Raw genomic sequence first — 13756 nt, 5'->3', positions numbered from 1 at the left:
CGGGAGCAGGGACGGCGGGAATCCGACCGACTACTCCCACTCGATGGTGCCGACGGGCTTGGGGGTGAGGTCGTAGGCCACACGGCACACGCCGGGAACTTCCGCCAGGATGCGGGCGGTGATCCGCCGCAGCAGCGCCCAGTCGAGCTCGGGCACCTCGGCGGTCATGGCGTCGACGGTGTTGACGCAGCGGATGATGACGGGCCAGTCGAAGGCGCGCCTGCCGTCGCGCACGCCGGTGGCGCGCATATCCGGCACCACGCAGAAGTACTGCCAGATGTCCTGGCCGGCGGCCTCGATCTCCTCACGGACGACGGCGTCGGCCTCGCGCAGCGCCTCCAGGCGGTCGCGGGTGATGGCCCCCAGGCAGCGCACCCCCAGCCCCGGGCCGGGGAAGGGCTGACGCTCCACCATGGACTCCGGCAGGCCGAGCCGGCGGCCGACGACGCGCACCTCGTCCTTGTACAGGAGCTTTACGGGCTCAACCAGTTCGAAGTCCATGTCCTCGGGCAGGCCGCCGACGTTGTGGTGGGCCTTGACGCCCTTCTCGGACTCGAGGATGTCGGGGTAGATGGTGCCCTGCCCCAGGAAGCCGACGCCCTCGAGCTTCGCCGCCTCCTCGGCGAACACGTTGATGAACTCCACGCCGATGAGCTTGCGCTTGGCCTCGGGCTCGGCCACGCCCGCCAGCAGGTTCAGGAACCGGTCCGTGGCGTCGACGTACACGAGGTTGGCGTCCAGCCCGTCCCGGAAGACCTCGATCACCTGCTCGGACTCGCCCTTGCGCATCAGGCCGTGGTTGACGTGGACGCTGATCAGCTGCTTGCCGATCGCCTTGACGAGTAGTGCGGCGACGACGGAGGAGTCGACGCCGCCGGACAGGGCCAGCAGCACCTTGCCGTCGCCGACCTGCGCGCGCACGGCGTCGACGGCCCCGGCGATGAAGGCGTCCGCCAGTTCGGGGGTGGTGATGCGCTCCATGTCGGCGGGGCGTTGGTTGGAGGTGAAGTCCACGGCGGTCTCCTTCATCGTCGCGTGCGCGGGTTCGCGCCCGACTCTACTGCCATCCCCCAGGGCGGCGCGGAAGGAGCCGCCCACTCCCGATGAGTGGGCAGCCAAGATGTCAAAATCGATGACAAACGAGTCCGGGGGCGTTGGCGGCAGCGAACAAAACGTTGGAATCATGCGGGTGCCGGGTCGGCTATGGAGGGCATCGGAAGTGTTTGTCATCAAAATTGACACTTCCGCCCCGGCCACAGCCCTGCACGTGAGCTCCCACGCACCAAACCGGAAGACCCTCTTTAGGTTGTGCCTATTCCAGGCCCAAGACAACGGCGAGCTGCCGCGAAACCTCTGCCATGTCATCGTCTCCTCAAGGGGCTCTCCCTGGCTAACAGGGTGACGTCGCCCGCTACTCCCACTCGATGGTGGCGGGGGGCTTGCTGGTCACGTCCAGCACCACGCGGTTGACCTCGGGGACGGCGTTGGTGATGCGCGTGGAGATGCGGGCCAGCACATCGTAGGGAAGACGCGTCCAGTCCGCCGTCATAGCCTCGCTCTACTCCATTCCACCGCTGACCAGCTCCAACAGATCGGTGTAGCTCGTTACTTCGTGATACCGCACGTCAGTCGTATTAGCTTGATTGAACAGCTTTTTCGCACAGGCAATCTTCGCCTCTTCCACGCCGCGGAACTCAAGCGAGTCGAGCGACCCCTTGGTCTCCGCCACGAAGTAGACGTGCTGCACGACACCCTTCTTGAAGGCGATCGCCCAGTCCGGAGAATAGTTCCCTACAGGCGTCGGTATAGCAAAAGCCCTCGGCAGCTTGGCATAGACTTCTACCTCATCTGCGGCATCCAAATCACGCGCGAAACCGGCCTCTCCATCCGAGTCTGGGAAGACGTAGTCCTGGATGCCCTTCTTCACGCTCATGGCGCTGCTCGCGTTTCGGGGCATGCGCTCGGTGAAGATCGTCGTGCCGTACTCGTCGTCGATGGCGTGGTACTCCACGTGATCAACGACCATCGTGGCCTTCTCGCTCACGATGAGCTTGGCCACCTTGGCGATGAACTCCTCGGGGTTCTTGGCATACAGGGCGAATTTGGCAGGGTGGATCTTCGCGAGGATCGCGGCGGCCGTCCGTCTGGTGATGCTCGCCTGGGCGGCCACCTCACCGAGAAGGTCGTAAGTCACGCCGGTAACGGCACCGCTGTCGACCTTCTCCTGCGCGGTGCGCCTCACCTTGAACTGCCCCTGGACGTCAAGGTCGTCGCGGCTCAGGCTGTCGTGCTGAGTGCCCACGGTCATTGCGTAGGCGAGCTCGCTCACCATCAGGTCCTTGTCGATGCGGGCCACTGCGTGCTCGACGAGCTCCGCGCTGTCGAACTCCACCGTGTAGGCGTACTTGCCGTGGATGCGGCCCCACAGCTCCTGGAAGGCCGTGCGCTCGAAGTTGTCGTTGAGCTTATTGGCGGGGATCTTCGTCTCCAGGCCGTTGCTCACCATGCCGTCGAGGGCGTGCGGGTCGTACACGCTCTTTACCAGAGCCTCGATGGCCGGCGCCTTAGCCTGCATGTCCTCGGGCAACCGCTCCACGGCAACCACGTTGAAGCCTTCCTCGCGGAAGCGATCGGTCGGCGTGCCCTCGTAGTCGATGTAGTTGTTCCGCAGCAGCCACGCGTAGGCGATCTTGGACTCCTTTTCGGAGAACGTGACCTCGGTGGAGTCCGGCATCGTGACAACCTTGCCCTTGAGGAAGCCGTCGGTGACGTGCGTGGGCCTCGCATGCAGGCCGCTCCTGATGTCGCTCTGCAGGGACAAGGTGAAGTCGCTGTAGCTCTCCGAGGCCACCACGGTCAGCACGTTGACGGAGTGCACCTCCTCCTCGCCGAGCGCGGCGAGGTCCTGCCGCTCGCCGGTCGAGTCGACGCACAGACGCAGGCCGCGCCCGACCTCCTGGCGCTTGCCGGTCTCGTTGTCCGAGTGCTTGAGCGCGCAGATCTGGAAGATGTTCGGGTTGTCCCAGCCCTCGCGCAGCGCCGAGTGCGAAAAGATGAACCTCGTCGGCTCATCGAAAGAAAGCAGCCGCTCTTTGTTGCGCAGGATCAGGTCGTAGGCGCTCTTGTCGTCGGACTCATCGCTGCCGCGCTTAGTAGTCGAGTCGATGGCCCGGCCCTTCTTGTCGATGGAGAAGTAGCCCTTGTGGGTCTCGTGCGCGGAGATGCCGGCCAGGTAGGCGCGATACGGCTCGTTGAGCGGCAGCTGCGCCAGGTACTCCTCGACGCAGCGGGCGTATTCCTCCTCGAACACCTTTCCGTAGCCTACAGTCAGCTCCTCGCCGTCATCGCCGTAGGCGCGGTAGCGGGCCACCTCGTCGATGAAGAAGAGCGATAGGCACTTGATACCCCGCGCGAAGAGGGCTTCCTCCTTCTCCAGGTGCGAACGGATGGTCTCGCGGATCTGGACGCGGCGCATGTCCTCCTCGGCGGAGTCGCCGTACACCTCGCCCTTCCAGATGACCTCGCCGTTGAGGAACCGCACGCAAGCTGATTGTCCCTCCATGTCGGGGATGATGCCGTCAGGCGCGATGGTGAAGTCGCGGTACGCCTCGAGCTTGGTGGGACCGCTCGCGTCGTAGATGGAGTCGCCCACGTTGAAGCGGTGGATCTGTTTGGTCACCTTGCCGCTGGCGCCCAGGTACTTGTGCTCGATCACGGCCACGGGAGGCGCGCTGCGGCTCACGACAACATCCTGTAGGTAGAGGTAGCTGTCGGTGCCGCGCATGTGCTTGAGCTCGAAGCCCTTCACCTCGATGCGCTTCACGAGGCGCTGGTTGTAGGCGTCGAGTGTGTCTAGCTCGAACACCAGGTTGTGCAGCAGGTCGCCCTTGCGGTCGCGCGGGATGGTCGCAGAGTAAGAGAGCGAGAAGAGCGGGTTGAACCGCTTGATGCCGTCCTGCGTGGCCTTTCCACCCATCTTCTGGGGCTCGTCCTGGATGACGATGGGGCGGTTTGCGGCGATCACATCGATGGGCTTGCGGCTCTGGAAGTCGTCCTGCGGCTCGAAGATCTTGCGGGCGTACTTGTTCTTGGCGCCTTCCTTCATGGAGGTGTTGAACGCCTGCATGTTGATGATCATGCAGCAGATGCCGTCGTCCTCTGAGTAGCGGTCGATCTCGGTCAGGCGGTAGCTGTTGTAGACGAAGTAGCGGATGCGCTTGCCGTACTGCTCGAAGAAGTGCTGCTCGGTGGTCTCAAACGTCTTGTTCACGCCCTCGCGGATAGCGATGGAGGGCACCACCACGATGAACTTGCTCCAGCAATACAGGCGGTTGAGTTCGAACATCGTCTTGATGTACACGTAGGTCTTGCCCGTGCCGGTCTCCATCTCGACGTCGAGGCATATGCCGCCGATCTCGGTGCTAAGGGACGCCGACTCCATGATTTGGTTGCCCTGCTGGATTCGCCTTACATTGCGCAGGAGCGCGTCGGGCGCTAGCGCGATTCTCGCGTTGCCGTAGCCTGTGTCGGAGTCGAGCTGCAGCAGCCGCTGCCCCTTCTTCCCGATGCCGCTGCCCATGTCGCGCAGGTATGCGAGCGGGGCCTGGTTCGGTTGGCCCTCGAAGACCTCGGTCACGGCCCGTGCCGCCTCGGTCTGGTAGTCCTGTATCTTGAACTTGAACTGCATGGCTCGACCCCTAGATCACTCGACGGATGGTGTCGGGGCTGTAGGTCTTGAACAGCTCCTCGAAGTTCGCGGCAGCAGAGTCATCGGCTAGCGATGCGTCACGGAACACGGCGTATATGGGCCGTTCCTGCGCGATTCTCTCGATTACGTTCGTGTCAGCCTCAGTATCGAAGCAGGCGATGAGCTGGCCTTCGTTCACGTTGAAGCAGGTCACGCCGTCGACGTCGAACTGCTCGATGTGAGCGGAGTATGGGATGCGGAATGCGGGCAACACCTGGAAGAGCAGATCATCTGGCGTACGATCCTCCTTTAGGTTGTCTACAAACTCGAAGAGGTTGACTTGTGTCTGCATACCTGGCTCGACGCGCGTGTCGAAGTAATTCGAGCTGTCGATGCGAAGGACCCGGAAGCCAACATCGGGCACCGGCTTCGACAGCTCACCGAGATCGAGCTGACGGTTTGCTCCATCAATCTCACGGACGACCATGGCACCAGCCCGCCGTATGCGTTCTTCGCCAATCTCACACAGACTCGCATACTCTCCGGTGGTCTCCTCCGGAATCTGCACAAGGATGAACCTACGAGTGCCGCCGTCTTCAGCGTTCTTTTGCATGACGGCGTGGGCCATGCTCGCAGATCCGGAGAAAAAGTCGAGAACGAGGGAGTCGGGATCGCTCGCTATAGTGAGAATGCGCTCCATGAGGCGAACTGGCTTAGGCGTGTCGAAGGGCGCCCTGCCGTCAAAGAGCGCTTTAAGCCCTTTCTTCGCCTCGTCAGTATGCCCAACTTCCGAACATGGCCAAAAATTAGTCGGCATTTTACCGTCAAGTCCAGCAAGATACGTCTTGCGACGGATTCCGCCCTCGCCGCCACGCGTGAAGTAGAACTTGGGCCAGGGGCCTTCGTCCATTACGGCTTGCGCTTCTTCACGCGCTTCGCCAAGGGGTTTATCTAGCATAATCGCCGGGACACCCTTGCGAATATCTGCAGCATTTACGCCGCAGATCATCGCACGCGTCTCGTCATCTCCGATGTCCTCAAGGTGGTACCCCGTCCACCCCCGCATGTGCTCGAGCATTTGCGATTGTTCAAAAGTCCAGCAACGTCCGGATGGCGGGTAAATCAGCTCGCCGGTAAACGCATGCTGTATTGCATAGACCATGCCTTGGTGGGTCTTCGCGCCGGGCGCAAATGGGTTATCGCTCGCCCACGGCGACTTATCTCCGTCCAACTGCCTGTAGCTAGAATTCATCTCATCGGTTCGAGGAAGCCTGTTAGGAATCCAGGCCGGACATTTGCCGTACGCAACTAAATGTTCAACCTCGCGCGGTAACCCCTTCGCGTCGTTGCGCGGCGAATAGGACCTCTGCCACGAAATGTCGGCGACAAAGCACGACTGTCCGAATATCTCGTCACAGATCTTTCGGACGTTCATCAATTCACCGTCATCAATACTGATGAAAATAGAACCGTCCCCGCTTAAGAGATCCCGCGCCAAGAGTAGGCGTGGATACATCATTGAACACCAGTCCGAGTGGAATCGGCCATTGCTTTCCAAGTTGGCTACTAGCCGGCCACCTTGCTCGTCATAGTCGCCGCTCTCAGCGTCATATTCCTCCCGACTACGCGCGAAGTCATCATCATACACAAAGTCATGCCCCGTGTTGTACGGCGGATCAATGTATATCAGCTTGATCCTGCCCGCGTAAGTCTCCCGCATAAGTTTGAGCGCCGCAAGGTTATCGCCCTCGATATACAGGTTCCCAGTTGTATCCCAGTTGACGCTGCGCCCGCGCTCGGGCCGCATCGTCCCATTGCAGGGAGTGCGTGCCAACGACTTCGCATCACGCTTACCCGGCCAGGTGAACTGGTAGCGCTCGCGCCCTCCCTCGGCCACGTCACCCAACAGCTCGCGCAGGGCGTCGAAGTTGATTGCCCTCTGCGTGTTGCCCTTCGCGTCAGCGACCTCGGTCGCAACCGATGGGAACAACTCGACAAGCCGCGCTACGTTCTCCTGCGTAATGTCGGGCGTGACTCGTTCAATTCTTTCCATGGTTAGTCCTCCAGCAAGCTAAAGTCGTCTTCCTGCAGTATTCCGCCTGCGCCAAATAGCTGCATGTCGCTGCTATTCGGCTGGTTGTCTTTCTCAAGTTGTTCTATATAGACATATTGGGGCATATAGAGCGAAGGTCCACTTACGATACATTCTCCCTGACCAAGTGCAGTAAGCATGGACAGGCTGCTTTCACCCATAAAGCTGACGGTCTTTCGAATACGCCCGATGTCGTTGGGATTCACCAGCTTATGGATAAAGTAGTTGTGTATCTGTGAGGTGATAGTCGGCGAAATGTCGCTTGGCCTCTGGCTAGCAAGACCAAGAAAAACGCCATACTTACGTCCTTCCTTGATAATTCGCTCAAATACTCTCAGTGTATTGTCGTGCACCAAGTCGGATTGCTCAGCATCATAGCCAAGCAGGTTGTGTGCTTCATCAACAACCAATGTTGTGACAATAGTTGGAGTGCCGTCGCCTTTGTTTTCAGCCGCATCCTTCATGACCAGTTCAGCGAGTAGCGAAGGCAACATCTCGCGACTCCCGGCATTAACATCGCCCAGCTGTACAACTGCCATGACATTATCGTTAAGAATAGAAGCGATACTGGCGTGTTCGCTATTGTCGAATAGCTTTTCAAGGTCTCCAACAACACCCTTTGCGCGAGGCAATAGCGGCTGTACGAACTCAAAATTCATACCACTCTCCGCCGCTCGTGACGCTTCGAGCACAAGCCAGAAGTAGAACTCATAAAGCCTACTTGGCTTGGATCTAAAGGCGATCTCTTCCAGGTCGGCCTCGGTGTCTACAAATGCGTGACTCTTGCCAGCCCTAAGACCAGTCGCGTAGTAGAAACAGTTATTCTTCGTATGGTAAGCGAGTTCATCGATGCCACTGAGTTCATCGGCGCAGTAGTTACGTAGGGTATAGAAGAGAGTCGTCCGCCTATCGGCGATCGACTTCCGCAGCTCTATTATGAATTGCTCAATCGCTTCATTCTTCCAACGCCGGAATGCTCGCCTCACTACTGGCATTTGCGTCTTTTGAGTAGCCCTAAGTATTGTTCCCCAACTGTCCTCGTCAAGCTCGCTGAGATCAAGCGGTATTCGATCACGACCGACATTAACCTTCCTCCGTGTGTCAAGATGGTATACCGCCTTTTCCCGTATCGGAACGATAGCATCACCGCCATACTCGTTGTTGAGATCGAAGATGATGATTCGTGCGCTGCTCGATCTCTTTGGAATTAGCTCAGTGTACTTGTGCAGTATGCTTGCGAGCGTATTTGACTTACCACTTCCGGTGTTCCCAAACACGCCAATATGGCTGGCCATGAGTTTGCCAGCATCGAGGAAGACGCTGTTTGTCTCGTCGAACAAACTCTTGCCGATACACATAGTCGTAGCTCCATGTGTGGAGTACAGCATCGCGAGTTCCTCTCCATCGAGAGTTTCGATTGTCGCCCCAACGATAGGCAGGCATCTCAATCCTCCCTTGAACTCGCCATTGCTAATGTGTCCGCGCACTTCCAGATCGACAGCAAAGGCACCAGTGGGGGCCGACTGCTCTACCCGCGTTATCTCGCTTTTCTTGTCGAACTCCGCTTCATGTTCGCCAACAATTTGACAGATAACTGTATCGAGCCCGACACCAGTCTTGACAAATGAGTTTATCCGGGGCGAGGCAATTGGTTTGCCGGCCTCTACCAGGAATGGCTGCATTCGTTCGTAGAAGGCAGCCGAGACCCGTACGCCGTCAACACGTGTTATGCGTCCTACGTTCATAAGTTCATCGCCTTCTCGAATATCGCTGCAAGGGTTTTCGTCGTATCGCAAGGCTTCCCGTCTTCTCCCAGTTCTCCTGGCGGGATCACGATGGCCCTTTCGGCAAGCCATTCCGGTATAATCGTATCCGCACTGTATTGCGGGAAAACCACGGTCAACCCACTGTCAATGGCGCTATTGATCACGCTGTTCACATGTTCGTCTGCCCAGGAGTATCCGATGACGAAGAGCGTGGCGTTCTTGCGTAGCAGCTCGCTCTTCATGGCGAACAGCGTCTCGTAGAACTCGGATATAATGCTGCCAAGCTTGTCTTGCCCGGGAAAGACGATGCCATCGCTGGCAAGCTGTCGGTCAGCACCAACCGAACCATGCAGCTTGTAGACGGCGAAGGTGGGCAAGAATGATCTGGTCTGGGTGTCGTAGCCTACGACATTGAAGGGCAGAAACGATTTCGTGTCGCGCTTTAGCACGTAGTTGAAGTAGCCGCTTGTTTCCAGGACCTCCTCGACAATGCGGTCGTAGTTCAAGGTGAACACATTTACGCGCTTGCTCTCATGGTGGCGGTTCTCAGCCCTGCTAACTGCCCGATGAGTCGCAGAGAGCAGCCTGCGGAGATTCACGATCGACTGATTTTCTAATGAGTAGGTCTTGCTGTTGAACTCATTGATAAAGGTATCGAACACTTTCTGGCGGATAGCATCGTCATCGCAGCCTTGCAGGGCCTCTTCGATGCCGTCCTCGGAAAGACCAAGCTCGTGCATCCTGTCGATCGTGTCGCGGAACTGTGCGAAGAACGGGAACGCCCTCCCATTGACACCGGCGCCAAATAGAAAACTAATATTGCAGGAGCCAAGCACCCTATGCAGTAGGGCGACAAGCTCTTCTTCAGGGGATTCTTCATCGTTCGCATGAACGAGTGTTTCTGCCGCCATCTAGATTCCCTTCTCGGCAGCCTCGAGCTGCCGTAGTTCGCGCTGTCTTGCCTTGAGTTGCGCGAACAGCTCGTTCTTTCGGTTGATCTGCCTCGCCTTCCTGCATGCCGCGTCAAGCTTCGCTATCTCTTCCTCCAAGTCAGCCCTCCGCTTTGCGTGGTCGACGCGGGCGTCCACGTCGGTGCCGTTGGCATCGCCGAAGATGACCTGCGAACAGATGGAGTCCCATGCGGTGTCGAGGTTCTTGCCTGCGAGGTCGAGGGTGTCGATCGATACCGACGACTGCATGCCCTTGCGGAGCACGTAGGTCACGCCGCCCGGCTCGGTATGGAAGACGAGCTTGTGCGGATTCGCGCTGGCTATGGCCTCGATGGCCCGCATCGGCTGTTCGTCACCCTTGAGGCGCACGTCGAGCACCATGATCTCGTGCACGGTCGCGCCGTCGTCGAGGTTCGCAGTCGAAGGCTTGATGCTGTTGGCGATGGTGATGGACTCTATGTGGTGCACGAACTCGTCGCGCGTCCTCGCGTCCAGTTTGAGGTTCCGGTAGAACGCCTCCTTGGGCAGGCGGCGTCCCACCTCGGTCGTACTCGGCAGCCCTAGCATTGCCTCACCGCCAGGAAGCACACGAGCTCGAAGTCGTCCAGCCCCTCCACGTCGTTCTCCAGGAAGCTCGTCGTACCGCCGGCGAAGAAGCTGTCGATGTCGCTCTCGGCCTTGGCCTCGATAATGGAGCCAACGGCGTCCTTGAGCAGGCGTGCCTGCCTCCGCATGTCGCGTCCGTTCTTGGTCTCGCGGTTGAACGCCTTGCAGAGCGCGGCGTCGGGCTCGCTCTTGCCACGGCAGAGCAGGCGCATGGCGTCGAGCGCGTCCTTAGGATCCAGGTGCCCGTGAAGCACCTCGCCATCGTCCTTCACGTACACGAGGTAGAACGGGTGCAGGTGGTTCCTGCCCTGGATGTTCACACCGGGGTTCACGTTCCTCAGCACGAAGATCACGCCCGGCTCGTCGCCCGCCACCACGGCGTGGATGCCGCTCGGCAGCCGGTCGACCTCTGGGTTGGCCTTGTAGTAAACCACTAGGTCCATGCGGAAGTCGTTGAGGCCCAGGTCGGTGATCGACACGCCGCCGCTCACGTCCTCCAGGTCGATGACCTCCTCCTGCATCTGGCGGAGCTGACGCTCGCGGTACTCCAGATCGCCCTTCTCCTCCTCGTTGATGTAGTCGTCGTCGCCCGTGGAGGTCATCACGGTTATGCGCATGCGTTCCTCTACACGCGCCTTGAGCTTGATGTACTCGTCCAGCTCAATGTCCGGCCAGTAGTTCACCAGCTGGATCACGTCGTTCTTCGAGCCGATGCGGTCGATGCGGCCGAAGCGCTGCACGATGCGCACGGGGTTCCAGTGGATGTCGTAGTTGATCAGGTAGTCGCAGTCCTGCAGGTTCTGGCCCTCGGATATGCAGTCGGTCGCAATCAGGATGTCGATGTCGTGTCCCTCGAGCTGCTTGGCTACAACGGCGCGCTCCTTCGACACAGGCGAGAAGCACGCGAGGATGGAGCCCATGTCGGCCGGAATCTGCTTGATGGTGCTGCTGCCCGGCCTCGTGCCGGTCACGACCGCCGTCTCCAGCCCGAGCTCCCGCTTGGCGAACGCGCTCACATGCTCGTACAGGTACTCGGCGGTGTCGGCGAACGCGGTGAAGATCATCACCTTCTTGTTGCCGGGGTTTATCGGCGCCTCGACCTTGCCACGCAGCTGGTCGCAGAGCTCCACGAGCTTGGCGTCGTGCGCCGGGTCGATGTCCTTGATCATGCTCAGCAGCACGTTGATGGTCTCTACGTCGGCCGCGATGTCGCGCTCCCAGCTCAGCCAGTCCATGTCCTCGAGGTCTATCTTGGTCTTGCCTCCAACCTCGAAGAACATCTCCTCGTCGTCCAGATCGAAGTCGAACTGTGAGCTCGTGTCCTCGACGACGATGCGCTGGCTGCGGTTCACCTTGTAGGCGTCTATCACCTCGAGCGTCGCGGACATGTAGCCGAGGATGCGCTCGAGCGTCATACGGAACGACCATACCGAGCTCTCGAGGCGCTTGAGCAGGTTGGCGTTCATGAGCTTGCGCAGGCCCGTCTCGCGGCCCGCCATGGTCAGGTTGCCGCCGTTCTCGCCGGCGTACTTGCTCACCTTCGACTGGTGCAGGTACTGAGACGGGATGTAGATCGCCAGGCTCAGGTCCTCCAGCTCCTCGTAGATCTCGTGGTAGCTGATGGCGCCCGGCATCGTCGAGAGGTGCGGGCGCTTGGATATCGGCTTGTTGCGCCTCGGGAACGGTCCGAGCGCCTGCATGTCGTAGTGGCGCTGGATGTGCTTGCGAGAACGTGCCACGGTCACCTGGTCAAGTACCTCGAAGAACTCGAAGTCCAGCATCCGCGTGAGCGCCAGCGTGGTGCGCTGGTCAGGCGGCAGCTTGCTCCACCGCGTGAACACCACCTGGGCGTTGCGGAACACGGTCTCGATGTCGTTGTCGAGCCGCAGCCGCCCCTCCCACTTGGAGCCGTCGCCCGCGTACGCCAAGGCGAGCTGATTTCTCAGGTCGCGGAAGCGGTTGTTCACCGGGGTGGCCGACAGCATTAGCACCTTCGTCCTCACGCCCTCCTGTATCACGCGAGCGAGCAGACGCTGATAGCGGTTCTCCCTGTCGTCATTCTTCGAGGCCGTGTCCGCCCCGTTACGGAAGTTGTGGCTCTCGTCGATCACGACCAGGTCGTACGCGCCCCAGTTGATGCGGTCTAGCGGTATTCCAGTCTCGCTCATGCCCCGGTCGCGCGACATGTCGGTGTGGTAGAGCACATCGTAGCGCAGCCGGTCTGCGGCGATAGGGTTGTTCACCAGATTCTGGTTGTAGGTGAGCCAGTTGTCCTTAAGCTTCTTGGGACAGAGCACCAGCACGTTACGGTTGCGGCTCTCGTAGTACTTGATAACCGCTAGTGCCGTGAACGTCTTGCCCAAGCCCACAGAGTCGGCCAGGATGCAGCCGTCGTAGGTCTCGAGCTTGTTGATGATGGCGAGCGCAGCGTCGCGCTGAAAGTCGTAGAGCTTGCCCCAGATGGCTGACTGCTGGAATCCCGTGCCCTCGTTGGGCAGCACGTCGTCCGATATGTCGTCCAGGAACTCATTGAAAATGCGGTAGAGCGCTGCATAGTAGACCAGCTCCGGTGCGTTCTCGGCGTACATGGTCGATATCGAGTCGATGACCGCGTCGGTGACGTCCTGCAGCTGTCCTGACTCCCACGCCTCGTCGAAGTTGCGCAGGCACTCACGCGACTGGCTCGCGTCCAGCCGCATGGTCGTCGAGAACCCCGACTCGCCGCGCTCGGTACCGAGCTTGCTGGTAGTGAACTCGTCAAACGGAAGGTAGGCGATGTCGTCCTCCGGCTTTCGTACCTCCAAGAAGGAGTCCATGTGGCCGTCGTTGGAGAAGGACTTGAAACGCGCCTTACGTCGTATCCAGTCGGCACACTCGGAGGCCACCGCCTTCTGCGTCAACTCGTTGCGCAGTTTGATCTCGAACTGCGTACCGAAGAGGCCTTGCTCACGAGAGAGACGCGGGATGTAGAACTCCCGCTTCTCGCGCTTGGGACGAGTTGTAGTGAACGCATCGGAGGTGAAGATGAAGCGGAACTCCTCAAGGCCCTCTAGCTGTTCGGCCAGCTCCCGGTAGGCGTACATAGAGAAGACCGAAGCGGCAACGGAGAGACGGTCACCCATCTCGATCCGCGCCACAAGATCGTCCTTAACAATTCGTGATCGATTATTGAAATAGGCTGGTTCCATAACTACCCTAAACCGGTCAGTATGCCATACGCGAGTTTACGATTAGCGCCAGAATATCTCGCCCTGCGCGACCCCACACCCTCTTCGAATGCGCGACACGGATTCCCGGAGGCGTTAGCCTTGTCGCTATTGGGCGCCTCCATCGAAGAATCGCTGACATCCCCGTGTTCTCGCTATCTCTGCCCATCAGGAACGCCCCCCACTCAACTCCATCCAGGAACTTGCCGACGCCTACCCTACCGCAACAGCGACTCCCCTTCCCACCTTTAACGTCCTCTCATTAAAACGTTACCTTCCACGGTTCCTCATGTAGTGCAAGTTACGTGCCATGAAAAACGCCGTCGCCAGAAGGACTTGCCCCAATGCCACGTAAAGGCATGACATTAGGAGTTCCACAGCATGCGGTCGTCAGCCGCTACTCCCACTCGATGGTGGCGGGGGGCTTGCTGGTCACGTCCAGCACCACG

Annotated in this window: 7 protein-coding genes and 1 pseudogene; all 8 read right to left on the bottom strand. The window is 59.5% G+C overall.

The window, feature by feature from the left end; translation table 11 throughout:
- Positions 1-30: 30 nt before the first annotated feature.
- On the bottom strand, positions 31-1119 hold the full coding sequence (gene guaA / locus Q4A20_RS00835; RefSeq protein ID WP_303119075.1) for a glutamine-hydrolyzing GMP synthase: 1089 nt from the start codon (positions 1117-1119) through the stop codon (positions 31-33).
- Positions 1120-1411: 292 nt separating this feature from the next.
- A pseudogene (locus Q4A20_RS00830) lies at positions 1412-1549 on the bottom strand (GMP synthase); the annotation flags it as partial.
- Positions 1550-1558: 9 nt separating this feature from the next.
- Entirely contained in the window at positions 1559-4687 is a 3129-nt protein-coding gene (locus Q4A20_RS00825; RefSeq protein ID WP_303119072.1) for a DEAD/DEAH box helicase family protein, read from the bottom strand.
- Between the two features lie 10 nt (positions 4688-4697).
- Positions 4698-6740: a site-specific DNA-methyltransferase gene (locus Q4A20_RS00820; RefSeq protein ID WP_303119069.1), complete on the bottom strand. Its 2043-nt coding sequence runs from the start codon at positions 6738-6740 to the stop codon at positions 4698-4700.
- Positions 6741-6742: 2 nt separating this feature from the next.
- Complete coding sequence (locus tag Q4A20_RS00815) at positions 6743-8524, bottom strand: ATP-binding protein (RefSeq protein ID WP_303119067.1); 1782 nt, start codon at positions 8522-8524, stop codon at positions 6743-6745.
- Positions 8521-9456 carry an SIR2 family protein gene (locus Q4A20_RS00810; RefSeq protein ID WP_303119064.1) on the bottom strand — a complete coding sequence of 312 codons (936 nt, stop codon included), beginning with the start codon at positions 9454-9456 and terminating at the stop codon, positions 8521-8523. Before Q4A20_RS00810 ends, Q4A20_RS00815 begins: the two co-directional genes overlap by 4 nt.
- On the bottom strand, positions 9457-10035 hold the full coding sequence (locus Q4A20_RS00805) for a DUF4391 domain-containing protein (RefSeq protein WP_303119062.1): 579 nt from the start codon (positions 10033-10035) through the stop codon (positions 9457-9459).
- A gap of 20 nt (positions 10036-10055) precedes the next feature.
- The gene (locus Q4A20_RS00800) at positions 10056-13238 is read right to left on the bottom strand and encodes a helicase-related protein (protein WP_303119059.1); all 3183 of its coding nucleotides are present in this window, start codon (positions 13236-13238) and stop codon (positions 10056-10058) included.
- Positions 13239-13756: the final 518 nt, after the last annotated feature.

Source organism: Actinomyces sp., from assembly GCF_030530635.1.
In the GTDB taxonomy this organism is placed as follows: domain Bacteria; phylum Actinomycetota; class Actinomycetes; order Actinomycetales; family Actinomycetaceae; genus Actinomyces.
This window is presented reverse-complemented; position numbering and strand designations above follow the sequence as displayed.